General features: G+C 70.0%; 14 protein-coding genes and 4 pseudogenes. 14 read left to right on the forward strand and 4 right to left on the reverse strand.

Annotated features, from left to right (window positions below; all coding sequences use genetic code 11):
• The first annotated feature begins 7 nt into the window (after positions 1-7).
• The 6 genes and pseudogenes from coaD to mutM all read left to right on the forward strand — a co-directional run bounded on the left by coaD (position 8) and on the right by mutM (position 4,455).
• A pseudogene (gene coaD / locus StrepF001_RS31500) lies at positions 8-482 on the forward strand (pantetheine-phosphate adenylyltransferase).
• 131 nt (positions 483-613) lie between these two features.
• Positions 614-1,659, forward strand: a pseudogene (locus tag StrepF001_RS31505) (cell division initiation protein).
• Between the two features lie 149 nt (positions 1,660-1,808).
• Positions 1,809-2,453, forward strand: a complete 645-nt coding sequence (locus StrepF001_RS31510) for a YceD family protein (protein WP_129801575.1) — start codon at positions 1,809-1,811, stop codon at positions 2,451-2,453.
• 2 nt (positions 2,454-2,455) lie between these two features.
• Complete coding sequence (gene rpmF / locus StrepF001_RS31515; protein ID WP_003951102.1) at positions 2,456-2,629, forward strand: 50S ribosomal protein L32; 174 nt, start codon at positions 2,456-2,458, stop codon at positions 2,627-2,629.
• Positions 2,630-2,636: 7 nt separating this feature from the next.
• Positions 2,637-3,503 carry a ribonuclease III gene (gene rnc, locus StrepF001_RS31520; protein WP_206306997.1) on the forward strand — a complete coding sequence of 289 codons (867 nt, stop codon included), beginning with the start codon at positions 2,637-2,639 and terminating at the stop codon, positions 3,501-3,503.
• Between the two features lie 91 nt (positions 3,504-3,594).
• The gene (gene mutM / locus StrepF001_RS31525) at positions 3,595-4,455 is read left to right on the forward strand and encodes a bifunctional DNA-formamidopyrimidine glycosylase/DNA-(apurinic or apyrimidinic site) lyase (protein ID WP_129801577.1); all 861 of its coding nucleotides are present in this window, start codon (positions 3,595-3,597) and stop codon (positions 4,453-4,455) included.
• A gap of 3 nt (positions 4,456-4,458) precedes the next feature.
• On the opposite strand, the gene StrepF001_RS31530 is transcribed toward mutM, so the two are convergent.
• Together StrepF001_RS31530 and StrepF001_RS31535 are read right to left on the reverse strand one after the other, a co-directional pair.
• Positions 4,459-4,860, reverse strand: coding sequence for a helix-turn-helix domain-containing protein (locus tag StrepF001_RS31530; protein WP_129801578.1), 402 nt, complete (start codon positions 4,858-4,860; stop codon positions 4,459-4,461).
• 73 nt (positions 4,861-4,933) lie between these two features.
• Positions 4,934-6,052, reverse strand: a complete 1,119-nt coding sequence (locus StrepF001_RS31535; RefSeq protein WP_129801579.1) for a CAP domain-containing protein — start codon at positions 6,050-6,052, stop codon at positions 4,934-4,936.
• 212 nt (positions 6,053-6,264) lie between these two features.
• Between StrepF001_RS31535 and StrepF001_RS31540 the strand changes: the two genes are divergently transcribed.
• From StrepF001_RS31540 to StrepF001_RS31555, 4 genes and pseudogenes are all read left to right on the forward strand, one after another.
• Positions 6,265-6,546 (forward strand): acylphosphatase, encoded by a 282-nt coding sequence (locus StrepF001_RS31540; protein WP_129801580.1) that lies wholly within the window; start codon positions 6,265-6,267, stop codon positions 6,544-6,546.
• Positions 6,547-6,927: 381 nt separating this feature from the next.
• Complete coding sequence (locus tag StrepF001_RS31545; RefSeq protein ID WP_129801581.1) at positions 6,928-7,134, forward strand: hypothetical protein; 207 nt, start codon at positions 6,928-6,930, stop codon at positions 7,132-7,134.
• 216 nt (positions 7,135-7,350) lie between these two features.
• Positions 7,351-11,108, forward strand: a pseudogene (locus StrepF001_RS31550) (AAA family ATPase).
• A 211-nt stretch (positions 11,109-11,319) separates the two neighbouring features.
• On the forward strand, positions 11,320-12,735 hold the full coding sequence (locus StrepF001_RS31555) for a sugar porter family MFS transporter (RefSeq protein WP_129801582.1): 1,416 nt from the start codon (positions 11,320-11,322) through the stop codon (positions 12,733-12,735).
• An 87-nt stretch (positions 12,736-12,822) separates the two neighbouring features.
• On the opposite strand, the gene StrepF001_RS31560 is transcribed toward StrepF001_RS31555, so the two are convergent.
• Complete coding sequence (locus StrepF001_RS31560; RefSeq protein WP_129801583.1) at positions 12,823-13,791, reverse strand: LLM class flavin-dependent oxidoreductase; 969 nt, start codon at positions 13,789-13,791, stop codon at positions 12,823-12,825.
• A gap of 160 nt (positions 13,792-13,951) precedes the next feature.
• Here StrepF001_RS31560 and ftsY point away from each other — a divergent pair.
• Positions 13,952-15,165, forward strand: a pseudogene (gene ftsY / locus StrepF001_RS31565) (signal recognition particle-docking protein FtsY).
• Between the two features lie 80 nt (positions 15,166-15,245).
• Here ftsY and StrepF001_RS31570 read toward each other — a convergent pair.
• Entirely contained in the window at positions 15,246-15,908 is a 663-nt protein-coding gene (locus StrepF001_RS31570; RefSeq protein ID WP_129801584.1) for a bifunctional DNA primase/polymerase, read from the reverse strand.
• A gap of 444 nt (positions 15,909-16,352) precedes the next feature.
• Between StrepF001_RS31570 and StrepF001_RS31575 the strand changes: the two genes are divergently transcribed.
• The 3 genes from StrepF001_RS31575 (at position 16,353) to StrepF001_RS31585 (ending at position 19,843) form a co-directional block, all read left to right on the forward strand.
• Positions 16,353-17,828, forward strand: a complete 1,476-nt coding sequence (locus StrepF001_RS31575) for a hypothetical protein (protein WP_129801585.1) — start codon at positions 16,353-16,355, stop codon at positions 17,826-17,828.
• A 339-nt stretch (positions 17,829-18,167) separates the two neighbouring features.
• A complete protein-coding gene (locus StrepF001_RS31580) occupies positions 18,168-19,508 on the forward strand; it encodes an ammonium transporter (RefSeq protein ID WP_129801586.1) in 1,341 nt (446 codons plus the stop codon).
• The gene (locus StrepF001_RS31585; RefSeq protein ID WP_003997576.1) at positions 19,505-19,843 is read left to right on the forward strand and encodes a P-II family nitrogen regulator; all 339 of its coding nucleotides are present in this window, start codon (positions 19,505-19,507) and stop codon (positions 19,841-19,843) included. Before StrepF001_RS31580 ends, StrepF001_RS31585 begins: the two co-directional genes overlap by 4 nt.
• Positions 19,844-19,864 lie beyond the last annotated feature (21 nt).

The following is a 19,864-nucleotide window of genomic DNA, read 5'->3' on the forward strand; positions in this document are numbered from 1 at the left end:
ATCTCAAGTGCGCCGTGCCGTCTGTCCCGGGTCGTTCGACCCGATCACCAACGGACACCTCGACATCATTGCCCCGCCTCCCGCCTGTACGACGAGGTCTATGTCGCGGTGATGATCAACAAGTCCAAGAAGGGCCTCTTCGAGATCGACGAGCGGATCGACCTGATCCGCGAGGTTACGCCGATACGGCAACGTGCGGTCGAGGCCTTCCACGGCCTCCTCGTCGACTTCTGCAAGCAGCGCGACATCCCGGCCATCGTCAAGGGCCTGCGCGCGGTCAGCGACTTCGACTACGAACTGCAGATGGCCCAGATGAACAACGGCCTGACGGGCGTCGAGACCCTCTTCGTGCCCACCAACCCCACCTACAGCTTCCTGTCGTCGTCCCTGGTCAAGGAGGTCGCGGCCTGGGCGGCGACGTCTCCCACCTGGTCCCCCCGCCGGTCCTGGCCGCCCTGACCGAGCGTCTCGAGCAGGACTGAGGGCGCCCGACGCACGCCCGGGACGCCCGCCGCGAGCCCTGATGGCCCGTCATCCGGTGTCCGGCGGGCACCCCATGGCCGTACAGTCGTCCCGTCCGTCTCCAACACAGCTGTAAGAGTGGCGAGCAACCGTGGACGTGCAGAAGAAGCTCGACGAGATCGTCGCGGCGGTCTCCAGTGCCCGGGCCATGCCCATGTCGGCCTCGTGCGTGGTCAACCGCCCGACCTGCTCGCCATGCTGGAAGAGGTGCGCGCGGTGCTGCCCGACTCCCTCGCCCAGGCCCAGGAGCTGATCGGCGGCCGGGAACAGATGGTCGAGCAGGCCCGTCAGGAGGCCGAGCGGATCATCCAGGCGCGCACGCCGAGCGCGGCTCGCTGATCTCCGACACCGAGGTCGCCCGCCGCCCAGGCCGAGGCCGACCGGATCCTCGCCGAGGCCCGCAAGGAGGCCGAGGAGATCCCGCCGAGGCCGACGACTACGTCGACTCCAAGCTCGCCAACTTCGAGGTCGTCCTCACCAAGACCCTCGCTCCGTCGGCCCGGCCGCGAGAAGCTCCTCGGCACCGGCCCCGGCCTCGACGACCAGGGCTACGAGGACGAGGACGCCCCCGAGCGCAGCCATGACCCGGAGACTCTGCGCCGCACCGCCGACGAGTACGTGGACGTCAAGCTCGGGCCTTCGAGGCGGTCCTCGCCAAGACCCTGGAGGCCGTCGGCCGCGGCCGGCAGAAACTGCACGGCCGGATCGCCACCGACGACCTCGGCGCCCTGGACACCACGACCGTCCAGCACAGCAGCGATGCCGACTACCTCGCCGACCTGGCGGCCATCGCCGACACCCCGCCGAACAGCCGCCGGCAGCGGTACCGGCCCAGCCGTCGTACGCCCAGCAGGACGCCTACGCGTACCAGCAGTCCCGCAGCAGAACGATCCGTACGGCTACCAGCAGCAGTACGCCCAGCAGGACCCGTACGCTATCAGCAGGCCGATCCGTACGCCGCCTACCCGCAGCAGCCCGCGTACGACCCGAACCAGGCCACCCGGTTACCAGCAGCCCCAGCCCCAGCCCCAGCCCCAGTCCCAGTCCCAGGCGCTCGACGAGACCAGCCTCTTCGACACCAGCATGATCAGCGCGGAGCAGCTGCGGGCGTACGAACAGGGCCGCGGCAACGGCTGACGCAGCCGATTGGGCCGTCAGCGAAAGGTCCAGTATCCTGGCTCTTCGGTCGCGTGTGCGCTGTGCTGACTTCGTAGACGCCCGCGATCAACGCTGCCCGGGAACACCGAAGGGCGGCGTACCTGAAGCTCACAGGATCGAAAGCAGGAATGGCTCTGAACGCCCGCCTCGACCACCGCAACCCCCTTGTGTTCGACACACACGAGCTGGGTCGGCGGCCTGGTGCGCTGCAGCGCCTGACCCGCACGATCGACGCTCCGAAGGACCTCGGTCTCAAGGACGTCATCGGAGTGCCGGAAGGCGCACCGGTGGAGCTCGAACTCCGGCTCGAGTCGGTCATGGAGGGTGTGCTCGTCACAGGCACCGCCCGTGCGCAGGCCGAGGGGGAGTGCGTAAGGTGTCTGGAGCCGGTCGAGCTCGAGCTCGAAGCGGACTTCCAGGAGATGTTCTCGTACCCTGACGCCGATGACCGGGGCCGCGTCAAAGCGGAGCCGGCCGACGACGCCGAGGAAGACGAGGACAGGCTCTTTCTCGAGGACGGCCTGTTCGACCTCGAACCCGTGCTGCGTGATGCGGTGGTGCTCGCACTGCCGATGCAGCCGGTGTGCCGGGAAGACTGCCCCGGCCTGTGCTCCGAGTGCGGAGCGCGGCTGGCGGACGACCCGGACCACCACCACGACGCCGTCGACATCCGTTGGGCGGCATTGCAGGGACTCGCCGGTTCACTCGAAGACGGCGATAAGGACGAGATGAGCGGCGCCGAACCGGGCGTCGACGAGAAGCAGGAGAAGTAGCCGTGGCTGTTCCGAAGCGGAAGATGTCGCGCAGCAACACGCGCCACCGCCGGTCGCAGTGGAAGGCTGCGGTCCCCACCCTGGTTGCGTGCGAGCGCTGCCACGAGCCCAAGCAGCAGCACATCGCGTGCCCGTCGTGCGGCACTTACAACAAGCGCCAGGTCCTCGAGGTCTGAGCGGCTGGTGAGAGGCACTGTGTCCACGCCAAAGAAGCAGGCTTCCCGTGTGAGCGGGAGTGCACCGGCGGACAACCAGGCCTCGTCCCACACGCTTCTGGAAGGGCGGCTCGGCTACAAGGTCGAGTCCGCCCTTCTGGTGCGAGCGCTGACCCACCGTTCCTACGCGTACGAGAACGGCGGTCTGCCGACGAACGAGCGGCTGGAGTTCCTCGGCGACTCCGTCCTCGGTCTCGTCGTCACCGACACGCTGTACCGCACCCACCCCGACCTGCCCGAAGGCCAGCTGGCCAAGCTGCGGGCCGCGGTGGTGAACTCGCGTGCGCTGGCGGATGTGGGGCGAACGCTCGAGCTCGGCTCCTTCATCCGGCTCGGCCGCGGTGAAGAAGGCACGGGAGGCCGGGACAAGGCATCCATCCTCGCCGACACCCTCGAAGCGGTGATCGGCGCGGTCTATCTCGACCAGGGCCTGGACTCGGCGGCGGAGCTGGTGCACCGCCTGTTCGACCCGCTGATCGAGAAGTCCTCCAACCTCGGAGCCGGCCTGGACTGGAAGACCAGTCTCCAGGAGCTCACCGCGACCGAAGGCCTCGGTGTTCCCGAGTACCTGGTCACGGAGACCGGCCCCGACCACGAGAAGACCTTCACTGCTGCCGCCCGCGTCGGAGGCGTCTCGTACGGCACCGGCACCGGCCGCAGCAAGAAGGAGGCGGAGCAGCAGGCCGCGGAGTCCGCCTGGCGGGCCATCCGCGCCGCGGCTGACGAGCGCGCCAAGGCGGCGAAAGCCGCGCAGGCCGCGTCCGCCGAGGCCGCTCAGGCGGCGGCAGCGACCGGGACCGCTCCGGCGGCCACGGCAGTCGAAGCCGACGACTGATCGCCGTCATCCAGCACAGCGCAACCCGAGCGCCCGCCCCGCACCCGGGGGCGGGCGCTCGGCTCATACACCGGTTGTCACGGGGGATGCCATGCCCGAGTTGCCCGAGGTCGAGGTCGTACGGCGCGGTCTTGAGCGGTGGGTCGCCCACCGGACCGTCGCCGACGCCGAGGTGCTGCACCCCCGTGCCGTGCGCCGCCACCTCGCAGGCGCCGACGACTTCGTCCACCGTCTCAAGGGCCACCGGGTCGGCACACCGAGCCGGCGCGGCAAGTACCTGTGGCTTCCTCTGGAGGACACCGACCAGTCGATCCTGGCCCACCTCGGCATGAGCGGCCAGCTGCTGGTCCAGCCGCACACCGCACCCGACGAGAAGCATCTGCGCATCCGCATCCGCTTCGCCGACGCCCGCGATACCGAGCTGCGGTTCGTCGACCAACGCACGTTCGGCGGACTGTCGTTGCACGACACCACCCCGGACGGCCTGCCCGACGTCATCGCGCACATCGCCCGTGATCCGCTCGACCCGCTGTTCGACGACGAGGCCTTCCACCAGGCCCTGCGCCGCAAGCGCACCACCATCAAACGGGCCCTGCTGGACCAGTCGTTGATCAGCGGCGTCGGCAACATCTACGCGGACGAGGCCCTCTGGCGTACCCGCCTGCACTACGACCGCCCGACGGCGACCTTCACCCGCCCGCGCACGCACCAACTCCTCGGCCACATCAGGGACGTGATGAACGCTGCCCTCGCGGCGGGCGGCACCAGTTTCGACAGCCTGTACGTCAACATCAATGGCGAGTCGGGCTACTTCGACCGGTCGTTGGACGCGTACGGGCGGGAAGGGCTGCCGTGCAAGCGCTGTGGCACGCCGATGCGCCGGCGCCCGTGGATGAACCGGTCCAGCTACTACTGCCCCAAGTGCCAGCGCCCGCCGCGGGTGGCGCCGTAACCGCTACCGGGGCGCGCGTTCCTCGTCGTAGCGCCCGCGCGCCGCGAGGACATCGTCCATGCGGCCCTCCACGTAGTGGATGAGGGCCAGCAGACGCTCGGCGACCTCGCGGCCCAGCGGGGTGAGTTCGTAGTCCACGCGGGGCGGATTGGTCGGCTGGGCCTCGCGGTGCACCAGGCCGTCGCGCTCCAGCGCATGCAGGGTCTGGGACAGCATCTTCTCGCTCACGCCGTCGACCCGGCGGCGCAGCTCGTTGAAGCGGAAGGACCCCTCGTGCAGGGCGCCGAGCGTGAGCGCGCCCCAGCGTCCCGTGACATGCTCCAGCGTGCCGCGCGACGGGCAGGCCTTGGAGAACACGTCGTACGGAAGGTTCTGCTCCGCCGTGCGCTCCTGCGTGGTCGTCATTCCTCAAGCGTACTCGAACGCAGCGCTGACCCATAGATTGCGCTAACCATTGGTTAGTGCCCCTGGGTCGCTCCTAGTACCCGAAGTTCTGGGTCCACCACGGGCCGCCGGAGCCGTAGTGCACTCCCACACCCAGCGTCTTGAAGTCGCAGTTCAGGATGTTGGCGCGGTGGCCGGGGCTGTTCATCCAGGCGTCCATCACGGCCTGGGCGTCGGCCTGGCCCCGGGCTATGTTCTCGCCGCCGAGGCTGGTTATCCCGGCCGCCTCCGCCCGGTCCCACGGAGTGGCGCCGCTCGGGTCGGTGTGGTCGAAGAAGCCCTGCGCGGCCATGGCGTCGCTGAAGTCGCCGGCGAGCTCGGCCAGCGCGCTGTTCGCGGCCAGCGGGCTGCAGCCGGCCTTTGCGCGCTCCTCGTTGACGAGCTTGAGCACCTCGGCCTCGGCGGCGGACTCCGCGGAGACCGGCGAGGACGGGGCGTCGGTCTTCTCGGGCGCCTTCGTGGCCGCTTCGTTCCGGGAGGGCGTCGTCTTCGGCTTCTTCGACGGCGTGGTCTGTGTCGGTTCCTCGGCGGGAGCCTTGCCGGCCGGCGGGGTCGACGGCTTCGACGTCGGGGCCGAGGGAGACGGGGAGGGGGAGCTGGAACGCTCGGTGTCCCGGCTCGCCGGCGCAGTGGTGTCGCGGCTCTCCTCGGCGCTGCCGGACGTGCCGCCCTGCTGCGTCTCGGTGTTGGTCGGGATGTCGGTGGTCTGCACCTTGTCGCCGCTGCCTCCGCCGAGCGTGTAGCTGTCACCGCCGGGCAGTACACCCGTGGCGACCGCGACCGTGCCGATCGCGACCGCCGCGGAGACGCCCAGCAGGCCGGTGCGGACCGGCGTCACGCCCTTCTTCTTACGGCGGCGGTGCGAGCCCCCGTCCCGGGGCCCGTCGCCGGACAGGTACCCGTCGCTCGAGAAGACCGCCGTGTCGGCGGCGCGCTCGTGGTCCTCGGGGGCGAAGAGATAGGCCTCGCTCTTCGTCACCGCCTCGGCGTACGCCTCCGGGTTCAGGTACGGCGCGATACCGGGCGCGGCCTGGCCGCCCCCGTACGAGTGCTGCGGGTTGTGGCCCCCCACGGCTGAGCCGTGCGTCTCGTTGCCTCCCGTGGCGCGGCCCGTGGCGGCGCGGCCGGCGGCGGAGCGTCGGTGGCGTCCCATGTCCTGGCCTTCCTCGTCCTCGCGGTCGACTCGTCCGTCCGTTCGTCCGCACGGTGCGTCTGCGCGATTTGTTCGTGTGCGGTTCGTCCGTGCGGTCAAGCAAACCCACTCGATCGAGTGAGTTTCATATGAGATTCATTGGGGCTGGACGGTACCGCATGGTGCTGGGGGAGGAAGTGTCCCCAGAGACATTGGCCGGTTAGGTTGCACCCATGAGCGAGGATGTACGGCTGGTCGCCTGGGTGCGAGGACGCGTCCAAGGTGTGGGTTTTCGCTGGTTCACGCGCGCCAAGGCGCTCGAGATCGGCGGCCTGAGTGGTTTTGCTCTCAATTTGGACGACGGTCGGGTCCAGGTGGTCGCAGAGGGTACCCCTGAGGGCTGTCAGGGTCTGCTCGACTGGCTCCAGGGCGACGACACGCCCGGGCGTGTGGAGGGAGTGACCGAGATCTGGGACACACCCCGCGGCGGTTACGACGGCTTCGCCGTGCGCTGACCCGGCAGGGCCGAAAGGGTGGTGCGGCACCGCCGGGGTATGTCACCGGCAGCTGCCCCGAGTGGAAACGACCAGGTGGTTGCCAAGAAGGGCTTGCCGTGGCAGGCTCCACACGCAAGGATGATCGCCACGCCTTGAGGGCCCCGCAGGAGTCGTCGCGCCGCCGTTTCCCGGCCGTGCACCCCGGGTTGCTCGCCGATACGGGGCGTGATCGTGTTGACCGTCAAACTTTTTGGTGAGACGCTGAAAGCCCCGCGCACCTCAGCTGTTTGGCATGGATGAACGGCAGCACAACTCCACAGTGCCAAGCGGCCGCGGGTGCGAAATCCCTCACGACCCACACCGCATCGGTCGGTCACTCAGTGTGGAGGACCATCCATCATGGCAAAGGCGCTTCTCGGTTACGTCGGCGGCTCCGACCCTCGACTCCTCGCCGAGATGCGACGGCTCCAGCAGCGCGTCCAGGACCTCGAATCCGAGCTCGTACGGATCCAGGCGGAGAACGACGCGCTGGCGGCTGCCGCTTCTCACCACGACAGGATCATGGAGAGCGTCGACGCACACCAGGCGGAGCCTGCGCTCACCTGATCGCTGCATCGCACAACGACAGCAGTGGTTGGGAGCCCGTAACAACCGCTAAGTTGTCAGAAGTGGCAAGGGACGCTCCGGCGTCCCTTCTTTCTTTGCCCCGCGCATCCTTTCACCTTCTTTAACGTCTGGTGTGCCCTGCACGTTCAAGGGTGAAACCGCAGGGTGACGAGTGTTCGTGGAGTGAGACAACCCCGGGAGGTAGAGTCCAGCGGCGTGCACCTCAAGGCCCTGACCCTCCGTGGGTTCAAATCGTTCGCCTCGGCCACGACGCTCCGGTTCGAGCCGGGCATCACGTGTGTCGTCGGACCGAACGGCTCGGGCAAGTCCAACGTCGTGGACGCGCTCAGCTGGGTCATGGGAGAGCAGGGCGCCAAGTCGCTGCGCGGCGGCAAGATGGAGGACGTCATCTTCGCCGGCACCACCGGGCGCCCGCCGCTCGGCCGCGCCGAGGTGTCGCTGACCATCGACAACTCCGACGGGGCCCTGCCCATCGAGTACGCCGAGGTCACCATCACGCGGATCATGTTCCGCAACGGCGGCAGCGAGTACCAGATCAACGGCGACACCTGCCGGCTGCTCGACATCCAGGAGCTGCTCTCCGACTCCGGCATCGGCCGCGAGATGCACGTCATCGTCGGCCAGGGCCAGCTCGACTCCGTGCTGCACGCCGACCCCATGGGCCGGCGTGCCTTCATCGAAGAGGCCGCGGGCGTCCTGAAGCACCGCAAGCGCAAGGAGAAGGCGCTGCGGAAGCTGGACGCGATGCAGGCCAACCTCGCGCGGGTGCAGGACCTGACGGACGAGCTGCGCCGTCAGCTCAAGCCGCTCGGCCGGCAGGCCGCGGTCGCCCGCAGGGCCGCCGTGATCCAGGCCGACCTCAGGGACGCCCGCCTCCGCCTCCTCGCCGACGATCTCGTACGGCTGCGAGAGGCGCTCAAGGCCGAGGTCGCCGACGAGGCCGCGCTCAAACAGCGCAAGGAGGCCGCCGAGCAGGAACTGAGGAAGGCGCTCCAGCGCGAGGCGCTCCTGGAGGACGAGGTACGGCAGCTCGCGCCCCGCCTCCAGCGTGCCCAGCAGACCTGGTACGAGCTCTCCCAGCTCGCCGAACGGGTGCGCGGCACCATCTCCCTGGCCGACGCGCGCGTGAAGAGCGCGACCTCCGCCCCGCCCGAGGAGCGGCGCGGCCGCGACCCCGAGGACATGGAACGCGAGGCCCACCGCATCCGCGAGCAGGAGGCCGAGCTCGAGGCGGCCCTGGAAGCGGCGCAGCGGGCACTGGACGACACGGTCGCCCATCGAGCCGAACTGGAGCGCGAACTCGCCCTCGAGGAACGCCGGCTGAAGGACGCGGCCCGGGCCATCGCCGACCGCCGTGAGGGACTGGCCCGGCTGAACGGCCAGGTCGGCGCGGCCCGTTCTCGCGCGGCCTCCGCCCAGGCCGAGATCGACCGCCTCGCCGACGCCCGCGACGAGGCGCAGGAGCGGGCGTTCGCCGCGCAGGAGGAGTACGAGGCGCTCAAGGCCGAGGTCGACGGCCTCGACGCCGGTGACGCGGAACTGGCCGAGCGGCACGAGGCGGCGAAGCAGCAGCTCGCGCAGGCGGAGGCCGCACTCGCCGCCGCCCGTGAGGCGACCACGGCGGCGGAACGCAGCCGGGCCGCGACGCAGGCCCGCCATGAGGCCCTCGCCATGGGACTGCGCCGCAAGGACGGCACCGGCGCCCTGCTCGGCGCGAAGGATCGTCTCACCGGCCTGCTGGGCCCGGCCGCAGAGCTGCTGACGGTGACGCCGGGCCACGAGGTCGCCCTGGCCGCCGCCTTCGGCGCGGCAGCCGATGCCATCGCCGTGACGACCCCGGCATCGGCAGCGGACGCCATCCGCCTCCTGCGCAAACAGGACGCGGGCCGCGCGGCCCTGTTGCTGGCGGGAGCACCGGAGGACACGAACGGGGGAGGCCGGGGTGGCGACCGGAGCGCCGACGTGGGGCATCGGGCGGGGTGGTGCCCGCGGAGGGTGGTGCGGGTGTTTCGGGCGGTGCGACGTCCGGGGAGCGTGGCGCGGATGCTTCAGGCGGGGCGACGACCGCAGACGCCGGTCCCCGGGCCGGTGACGCTTTGCCACCGGGCGCCGGTGCTCCTCCCGCCGTATCCGGGAAAGCGCGCCCCGATGGTCCGTCGTATGCCGCTGATCTCGTGCGGGGACCCTCCGAGCTCATGCCCGCTGTGCGGCGGCTGCTGCGGGGGATCGTCGTCGTCGGGACGCTGGAGGACGCCGAGGAGCTCGTGTACACGCGGCCCGATCTCACCGCCGTCACCGCCGAAGGGGACCTGCTCGGGGCGCACTTCGCTCACGGGGGGTCCGCCGGGGCGCCCAGTCTGCTCGAGGTGCAGGCGTCGGTGGACGAGGCGGCCGCCGAGCTGGACGAGCTGGCCGTGCGGTGCGAGGAGCTGGCCGAGGTGCAGACCGCGGCCGGCGAGCGGCGCAAGGAGGCCGCCGCGCTCGTCGAGGACCTGGGTGAACGGCGTAGGGCCGCCGACCGCGAGAAGTCGGCGGTGGCCCAGCAGCTCGGCCGGCTCGCCGGGCAGGCCCGGGCGGCCGCGGGGGAGGCCGAGCGGAGTGTCGCCGCCGCGGCACGTGCCCAGGATGCGCTCGACAAGGCGCTTCAGGAGGTCGAGGAGCTCGCCGAACGGCTCGCCGTAGCCGAGGAGATGCCGGTCGAGGAGGAGCCCGACACCTTCGTACGGGACCGGCTCGCCGCCGACGGTGCCAACGCACGGCAGACCGAGATGGAGGCCCGCCTTCAGGTCCGTACGCACGAGGAACGGGTCAAGGGGCTCGCCGGGCGGGCCGACTCACTGGACCGGGCCGCCCGCGCGGAACGCGAGGCACGCGCGCGTGCCGAGCAGCGGCGGGCGCGCCTCAGGCACGAGGCGTCCGTCGCGGAGGCCGTCGCCTCCGGCGCGCGCCAGCTCCTCGCGCACGTCGAGGTCTCCCTCGCCCGCGCGGACGAGGAGCGCACCGTTGCCGAGGCGGCCAAGGCACAGCGCGAGCAGGAGCTGGCCGCCGCCCGCACCGAGGGCCGCGACCTCAAGGCCGAGCTCGACAAGCTCACGGACTCCGTGCACCGCGGTGAGGTGCTCGGCGCCGAGAAGCGGCTGCGGATCGAGCAGTTGGAGACCAAGGCGCTGGAGGAACTGGGCGTGGAGCCGGCGGGGCTGGTCTCCGAGTACGGCCCGCATCAGCTCGTACCGCCCTCGCCGCCCGCCGAGGGTGAGGAGCTGCCGGAGGATCCCGAGCACTCGCGCAACCAGCCGAAGCCGTTCGTCCGGGCGGAGCAGGAGAAGCGGCTGAAGTCGGCCGAGCGGGCGTACCAACAGCTCGGCAAGGTGAACCCGCTGGCCCTGGAGGAGTTCGCGGCGCTGGAGGAACGGCACAAGTTCCTCAGCGAACAGCTGGAAGACCTGAAGAAGACGCGTGCCGACCTCCTCCAGGTGGTGAAGGAGGTGGACGAGCGCGTCGAGCAGGTGTTCACCGAGGCCTACCGGGACACGGCCCGGGAGTTCGAGGGCGTCTTCAGCCGGCTGTTCCCGGGCGGCGAGGGCCGGCTCGTGCTGACGGACCCGGACAACATGCTCACCACGGGCGTGGACGTCGAGGCGCGGCCGCCGGGCAAGAAGGTCAAGCGGCTCAGCCTGCTCTCCGGCGGAGAGCGGTCGCTGACGGCCGTGGCGCTGCTGGTGTCGATCTTCAAGGCCCGGCCCAGTCCGTTCTATGTGATGGACGAGGTCGAGGCGGCGCTCGACGACACGAACCTGCAGCGGCTGATCCGGATCATGCAGGAGCTGCAGGAGGCCTCGCAGCTCATCGTCATCACGCACCAGAAGCGGACGATGGAGGTCGCCGATGCGCTGTACGGCGTCTCCATGCAGGGCGACGGTGTGTCGAAGGTCATCAGCCAGCGGCTCCGGTGACTGCGTGCGGTCTGCACCTGTTGCGGCCTGCGCCTCCAAATGAGTTCAACCTGTGAACGCAAGTACGACACGCCTGCGCGAAAAAATCACAGTAAAGAACCTATTGACTTCGAAACTTGAAGACATAGTCTCTGCAACGTTGCTTTTACCTTCAGGTTGAAGGGCTCACCATCACCCCGGCAGTGACGCCGGTGGCCCGAGGAGTTACCACGTGACCAGCACAGCGCAGGCACCTCAGCAAGGAGCCAAGGCGGCACCCCCCGAACATCTGGGGCACGTCGTCTTCATCACCGCCGCAGCCGCCATGGGTGGCTTCCTCTTCGGCTATGACAGCTCCGTCATCAACGGTGCCAACGGCGGCATCCAGGCTCGCTTCGAGCTCAGCTCCGGTGCTACCGGTACCGTCGCCGCCTGCGCCCTGCTGGGCAGTGCCGTCGGTGCCGCCCTCGCCGGCCGGATCGCGGACCGCATCGGCCGTATCCGTGTGATGCAGATCGCGGCGGTGCTGTTCGCCGTGAGCGCCGTCGGCTCCGGCCTTCCGTTCGCCGCGTGGGACCTCGCCGCCTGGCGTGTCCTCGGCGGTATAGCCATCGGTATGGCCTCGGTCATCGGCCCCGCCTACATCGCCGAGGTCGCCCCGCCGGCGTACCGAGGCAGGCTCGCCTCCTTCCAGCAGGCAGCGATCGTCATCGGCATCGCCGTCTCGCAGCTCGTCAACTGGGCCATCCTCAACATGGCCGACGGCGAGGAGCGCGGGGAGATCGCGGGCATCGAGGCCTGGCAGTGGATGCTGGGCGTGATGATCGTGCCGGCCGTGATCTACGGCCTGCTGTCCTTCGCCATCCCCGAGTCGCCGCGCTTCCTGATCAGCGTGGGCCGGGTCGACGACGCCAAGAAGGTGCTCGCCGACGTCGAGGGCGACATCAACCTGGACGCCCGCGTCGCCGAGATCGACGAGGCCATGCGCAGCGACCACAAGTCGACGTTCCGGGACCTGCTGGGCGGCAGGTTCGGCCTGCTGCCGATCGTCTGGATCGGTATCGGCCTCTCCGTCTTCCAGCAGCTGGTCGGCATCAACGTCATCTTCTACTACTCGAACCTGCTGTGGCAGTCCGTCGGTGTCGACCCGTCGAGCTCGTTCTTCTACTCGTTCGAGACCTCGATCATCAACATCATCGGCACCGTGATCGCGATGATCTTCGTCGACCGCATCGGCCGCAAGCCGCTCGCGCTGATCGGCTCGATCGGTATGGGCGTCTCGCTCGCGCTGGCCGCCTGGTCCTTCTCGTACCAGAACGGCAACGACCCGCTGCCGACCGCCCAGGGTGTGGTCGCGCTGATCGCCGCCAACGCGTTCGTGCTGTTCTTCGCCCTGTCCTGGGGTGTGGTCGTCTGGGTCATGCTCGGTGAGGTCTTCCCGAACAAGATCCGTGCCGCCGCGCTCGGTGTGGCCGCCTCGGCCCAGTGGCTCGCCAACTGGGCGATCACGATCACCTTCCCGGACCTGGCGGAGTGGAACCTGTCGCTCACCTACGTGATGTACGCGGTGTTCGCCTTCCTCTCCATCCCGTTCATCCTCAAGTTCGTGCCCGAGACCAAGGGCAAGACGCTGGAGGAGATGGGCTGACCCGCCCCCTGATCTCGGGGAGAAGGGCCAAGTCCCCGCTGCCCCTCTCCTCGTACTCGTAAGAGACGTGCTGCCCCGGCTCGCAGATCATGTGAGCCGGGGCAGCACGTCGTCACAGAACAGGTGCAGGCTGCGCCAGCCCTCCTCCAGCGGCATCCCGCCCACGAGCGGATGCAGGACGAGGTTGTCGAGCCCCTGTGCCACGCACTCGTCCGGTGTGAGGACCCGGTAGACGCCCTCGGCGCGCAGCTCGTCCACCGTTGTCGCCGTCGAACGCACCGCCGAGCGGATGCCGGCCGACTGCCAGGAGGCGTACGTCCGCGCCTCGTGCAGGAAATGCCCGCCGTACGTCGCCCAGGTCCGGTCGGGGTCCTCGGCGAGGTGCAGGAGAGGAGTCTCGGCGGCGGGCATCATGGTCCAGCCCTCGGTGCCGTACTCGACCAGCCGCTCCTTGTAGTAGGCCTCCAGCTCGGGCAGGTGTGCGCTGGGGAAGAAGGGCAGGCCGAGGCGGGCGGCCCGGCGGGCGGCGGCCTTCGAGGAGCCGCCGACCAGCAGCAGCGGGTGCGGATCGGAGTACGGGCGCGGGGTGACCCGTACCGTACGGCCCCGGTACTCGAACTCCTCGCCGGTCCAGGCCTTCAGCACCGTCTCCAGCAGCTCGTCCTGCAGCCGCCCGCGCCGCTTCCACTCCACATCGAACTGGGCGTACTCCTCCGGCCGGTACCCGATCCCCGCGACGGTCACGAGCCGTCCGCCGCCGAGCAGATCCAGTACGGCGATGTCCTCGGCCAGTCGCAGCGGGTCGTGCAGCGGGCCGATGACCGCCGACACGGTGACCGCGAGGTGCCGGGTGGCGCCGAGGACCGCTCCGGCGAAGGCGAACGGCGAGGGCAGCCAGTTGTTCGCGACGCCGTGGTGCTCCTCCGTCTGCACGGTGGTGATCCCCCGGTCGTCGGCGTACGCGGCCATCTCCAGGGCGGCCCGGTAGCGGGCGTGGAGGGAGGCGGGGGTGGCGCCGGGCTCGACGAGGTTGAAACGGACGACCGTGACGGGCATGGGAAGGTCTCCCTCCACCGGGCGGGTGTGGAGGGGGACAGTAGCTGACGGAGTGTCAGACAGCCAGGGTCATGCTGATGTGCGCCTGACATGACGACGCCTCTTGGAGGAATGCACAAGATGGGCCCGGCGGACCCTCATGGCTAATACTGGACGCGTTATGGAAATCGTCATCCTTGCTGTAGTCATCGCCGTGGTCGTGCTCGGCGCGCTCGGCGGGCTCATCGTCGGCAGCCGGCGCCGCAAGTCGCTGCCCCCGCCGCCCACCACGCCCGACATCACCGCCCCTCCGGCCGAGCCGCATGTCGGCGACGAGGCCGAGACGCCGCGCGACGAACCGCGTCGCACGATCGAGGAGGTGGACCTCCCGGACGGCTCGGCCCCGGTCACCGTCGAGGAACCGCCCCTTCCCGAACTCGAAGTCCCCCTCGTCCCCCGATCGAGGTCCCCGAGCCCACCGCCGGACGGCTCGTCCGCCTGCGCGCCCGGCTCTCCCGGTCCCAGAACGCCCTCGGCAAGGGGCTGCTCACGCTGCTGTCGCGCGAGCACCTCGACGAGGAGACCTGGGAGGAGATCGAGGACACCCTGCTCACCGCCGACGTCGGCGTGCAGCCCACCCAGGAGCTGGTCGAACGGCTGCGCGAGCGTGTGAAGGTGCTCGGCACCCGCACCCCCGAGGAGCTGCGCGGCCTGCTGCGCGAGGAGCTGCTCACCCTGATCGGCCCCGACCTCGACCGCGTAGTGAAGACCGAGCCGGAGACCAGCAAGCCCGGCATCGTGATGATCGTCGGTGTCAACGGCACCGGCAAGACCACCACCACCGGCAAGCTCGCCCGCGTCCTGGTCGCCGACGGCCGCAGCGTCGTCCTGGGCGCCGCCGACACCTTCCGGGCCGCTGCCGCCGACCAGCTCCAGACCTGGGGCGAGCGGGTCGGCGCCCACACCGTGCGCGGGCCGGAGGCCGGCGACCCCGCCTCCGTCGCCTTCGACGCGGTCAAGGAGGGCAAGGAGATGGGCATGGACGTCGTGCTCATCGACACCGCCGGCCGCCTGCACACCAAGACCGGCCTCATGGACGAGCTCGGCAAGGTCAAGCGCGTCGTCGAGAAGCACGCGCCGCTGGACGAGGTGCTGCTCGTGCTGGACGCGACCACCGGCCAGAACGGCCTTGTGCAGGCCCGCGTCTTCGCCGAGGTCGTCGACATCACCGGCATCGTCCTCACCAAGCTGGACGGCACCGCCAAGGGCGGCATCGTCGTCGCCGTACAGCGCGAGCTCGGCGTCCCGGTCAAGCTGGTCGGGCTGGGCGAGGGCGCGGACGATCTGGCGCCGTTCGAGCCGGAGGCGTTCGTTGACGCCCTTATCGGAGAGTGACCACCTACCAAAACCGGTATGTGCTCGAAGAAGCGCCCGTCTCCAGGCGAAGCTGGGGACGGGCGCTTTGTCGTGTACGGCTACGCGCGTGACCGGTGCGCCACGTAAGCCAGCGTCCCCAGCAGCAGCCTCGCCGCCGGTGGCTTCGTGGCCGAGTCCAGGTCGGGCGGGCGCAGCCAGCGGACCGGGCCGAGGCCGGCGCGGTCGGAGGGCGGGGCCGTGATGTACGTTCCGGGGCCCAGGCCGCGCAGGTCGAGGCTCGGGTCGTCCCAGCCCATGCGGTAGAGCAGCGCGGGAAGCTCGGACGCGGAGCCGGGGGCCACCAGGAAATGGGCGCGGCCGTCCGGGGTGGCGGTGACGGGGCCGAGGGGGAGGCCCATGCGCTCCAGCCGGGCCAGCGAGCGCCGCCCGACCGGCTCGGCGACCTCGATCACATCGAACGCGCGCCCGACCGGCAGCATCACCGCGGCGCCCGGCACCTCGGCCCAGGCCTCGGTCACCGCGTCCAGCGTCGCTCCGGCCGGCACCTCGGACGCGAAGTCCAGCGGATGTGCACCCGGCGCCCGGCACTCGGGGCGGCCGCAGGAGCAGACGCCCGCGGCGGCCCGGGCGCCCGGGGCGACGTCCCAGCCCCACAGCCCGGTGTACTCGGCCACGGCGGTGCACTCCGACGAGCGGCCGCGGCGGCGCGAGCCGGACCGGATGTCGCGGATCCCTCGACTGCTGCCGATCGTGAAGCCCATGCCCCCTCCAACGGGTCCGGCGCACCGGTGGTTACGAGACGGAATCGGAATGTGACTCTGCGTCTCCGCCTTCCCGGTGCCGCGCGAATCCAGTCGGCGCCCGGAAGGACCCCGGGTGGTGCGTCCGACGGCGCGCGCCCCTGTGTGCGACGCTGCGCTCACTCCCGTCCGTCCTATGTCAAGTGAATCGTCTGGAGGCGACCGGGAGTTCATTCGAAGGGGTGGCGAATGGTGGCGATTCCGGGATCGCCGTGGCTGAAGCGGTGATCGTAGGATTACTTTGAGTGCACGCCACCCGGGGCACATGCGCCGGTGGGTATGCCCGGGGCAAGCAGGTTGCTCGTTCGAAGAGTGAGAACCGCCGGACGACGGCCGCATCGACGGGCATTCTGATAGGGCTTGGCGCACTTGGTGACAAGCGGTCTGAGGGATGGGGGCGTTCCAGTGGGCGGCAACGGCGGAAGCGGGATGAACGCTGAGAAGCGCCCGAATGAGCTGTTGGGCTCGTGGTTCGTGCGCAGCGGCTGGTCCAAGGGCGAGCTCGCGCGGCAAGTGAACCGCAGGGCACGCCAGTTGGGGGCCAACCACATCTCCACGGACACCTCGCGGGTGCGCCGCTGGCTGGACGGGGAGAATCCCCGCGAGCCGATCCCCAGGATCCTCTCGGAGCTGTTCTCCGAGCGGTTCGGCTGCGTCGTCTCCATCGAGGACCTCGGCCTGCGCACCGCCCGCCAGGCACCCTCCACGTCGGGTGTCGACCTGCCCTGGACGGGCCCGCAGACGGTGGCCCTGCTCGGCGAGTTCTCGCGCAGCGACCTGATGCTGGCGCGGCGCGGCTTCCTCGGGACCTCGCTGGCCCTGTCGGCGGGCCCGGCCCTGATCGAGCCGATGCAGCGCTGGCTGGTCCCCACCCCCTCCGCCCCGCAGCCGGAGCCCGCGTCGGTGCCCGCCACTCCCGCGCGCGGGCGGCTGTCCAGGCCCGAGCTGGACCTGCTGGAGACCACCACGGTGATGTTCCGCCAGTGGGACGCCCAGTGCGGCGGCGGTCTGCGCCGCAAGGCGGTCGTCGGCCAGTTGCACGAGGTGACGGACCTGCTCCAGGAGCCCCAGCCGGAGGCCACCACCCGCAGGCTGTTCAAGGTCGCCGCCGAGCTGGCCGAGCTGGCCGGCTGGATGTCGTACGACGTGGGGCTCCAGCCCACCGCGCAGAAGTACTTCGTGCTCGCCCTGCACGCCGCCAAGGAGGCCGGTGACAAGCCGCTCGGCTCGTACATCCTCTCCAGCATGAGCCGCCAGATGATCCACCTCGGGCGGCCCGACGACGCCCTGGAGCTGATCCACCTCGCGCAGTACGGCAGCCGGGACTGCGCGAGCCCGCGCACCCAGGCGATGCTGTATGCGATGGAGGCCCGCGCCTACGCCAACATGGGGCAGCCCGGCAAGTGCAAGCGGGCCGTGCGGATGGCCGAGGACACCTTCACCGATGCCGACGACTGGGACGAGCCGGACCCCGACTGGATCCGCTTCTTCTCCGAGGCCGAGCTGTACGCGGAGAACTCCCACTCCTTCCGCGACCTCGCCTATGTCGCCGGCCGCAGCCCCAGCTACGCCTCCCTCGCCGAGCCGCTGATGCAGCGGGCCGTGGAGCTGTTCGCGCAGGACGGCGAGCACCAGCGGTCGTATGCGCTCAACCTCATCGGCATGGCCACCGTGCACCTGCTCCAGCGCGAGCCCGAGCGGAGCGCCGAGTTCGCCGACCGGGCCATGACGGTCGCCAAGAAGGTCCGCTCCGAGCGGGTCAACACTCGTATCCGAAAGACCGTCGACACCGCCGCCCGAGACTTCGGTGATCTTGCCGAGGTCGTGGACCTCACCGACAAGCTCGCCGTCGAGCTTCCGGAGACCGCCGAGGCGGTCTGAGCACCCCGCCCAACCCCTGAACTCCGGCCGCGGCCGGCCCTCCCGAACTGCCCGACTCGGCTCCCCCATGCCAGGTCATCGGAAGGCCGGCCGCGGCCGGTTTGCTGTTCCCGCGCAGGCTTCCACCGAAGGTTGCGCCACGATAACGATCGGCTGGGCCGCCATCCGGCAGTTCATCAACGCGTAACACACAGGGCGCCTTCGTCACCGCCGCGAAACAGCGAGGGGCTTCCACCGAAACGGCGCTGCGCCAATCTCGTGGCCCATAACCGGCCCACCCCTCATGACCGCTCAAGGCTTCGCCCGCACGGGGCCGTATCCAACGACGAGGAGACGCCGATGGCACCAGCCATCACGCTTGCCGCAGAGACGGAGCTCTCTGCCGCCAACACAGGCTTCATGCTCATCTGCTCCGCCCTGGTGATGCTCATGACTCCGGGCCTGGCCTTCTTCTACGGAGGCATGGTCCGCGTCAAGAGCACCCTGAACATGCTGATGATGAGCTTCATCAGCCTCGGGATCGTCACCATCCTGTGGGTGCTGTACGGCTTCTCCCTCGCCTTCGGCACGGACTCCGGCAGCATCATCGGCTGGAGCTCGGACTACGTCGGCTTCACCGGGATCGGCACCGCAGACCTCTGGAGCGGCTACACCATCCCGGTCTACGTCTTCGCCGTCTTCCAGCTGATGTTCGCGATCATCACGCCCGCTCTGATCAGCGGCGCCCTCGCGGACCGTGTGAAGTTCACGGCGTGGGCGCTGTTCGTCGCCCTGTGGGCCACGGTCGTCTACTTCCCGGTCGCGCACTGGGTCTGGGGCACCGGCGGCTGGGCCTTCGAGCTGGGTGTGATCGACTTCGCCGGCGGTACGGCGGTCCACATCAACGCCGGTGCCGCGGCGCTCGGCGTGATCCTCGTCATCGGCAAGCGGGTCGGCTTCAAGAAGGACCCGATGCGCCCGCACAGCCTGCCGCTGGTCATGCTCGGTGCCGGTCTGCTGTGGTTCGGCTGGTTCGGCTTCAACGCCGGCTCCTGGCTCGGCAACGACGACGGCGTCGGCGCACTGATGTTCGTCAACACCCAGATCGCCACCGCCGCAGCCATGCTGGCCTGGCTCATCTACGAGAAGCTCCGCCACGGCGCGTTCACCACGCTGGGCGCCGCCTCCGGTGCCGTCGCCGGTCTGGTCGCCATCACCCCGGCCGGTGGCGCGGTCGACCCGCTCGGCGCGATCGCGGTCGGCGCCATCGCCGGTCTGCTGTGCGCCATGGCCGTCGGCCTGAAGTACAAGTTCGGCTACGACGACTCGCTCGACGTGGTCGGCGTCCACCTGGTCGGCGGTGTCCTCGGCTCCCTGCTCATCGGCTTCTTCGCCAGCGGCAAGGGCCAGTCCGAGGTCGAGGGCCTCTTCTACGGCGGCGGCCTGGAGCAGTTCTGGAAGCAGTGCGCCGGTGTCTTCGCGGTCCTCGCCTACTCCTTGGTCGCCTCTGCGATCCTTGCCTTCCTGATCGACAAGACGATCGGCATGCGGGTCTCCGAGGACGATGAGGTGGCCGGCATCGACCAGGCCGAGCACGCCGAGACCGCATACGACTTCAGCGGTGCCGGTGGTGGCGCCTCCCGCACCGCCTCCGCCCCCGCGCCGGTCGCCGAAGCTGCGAGCAAGAAGGTGGACGCATGAAGCTCATCACCGCCGTCGTCAAGCCCCACCGGCTCGACGAGATCAAGGAGGCCCTCCAGGCCTTCGGAGTACACGGTCTGACGGTCACCGAGGCGAGCGGCTACGGTCGTCAGAGGGGGCACACCGAGGTCTACCGGGGCGCCGAGTACACCGTCGACCTGGTCCCCAAGATCCGCATCGAGGTGCTGGCCGAGGACGACGACGCCGAGCAGCTGATCGACGTCATCGTGAAGGCGGCCCGCACCGGCAAGATCGGTGACGGCAAGGTCTGGTCCCTCCCGGTCGAGACGGCCGTACGGGTCCGGACCGGCGAGCGCGGACCGGACGCGCTCTGACACAGAGGAACAGGAGTCGCT

This window comes from Streptomyces sp. F001, assembly GCF_004187715.1.
Taxonomy (GTDB): Bacteria; Actinomycetota; Actinomycetes; order Streptomycetales; family Streptomycetaceae; genus Streptomyces; species Streptomyces flavusporus.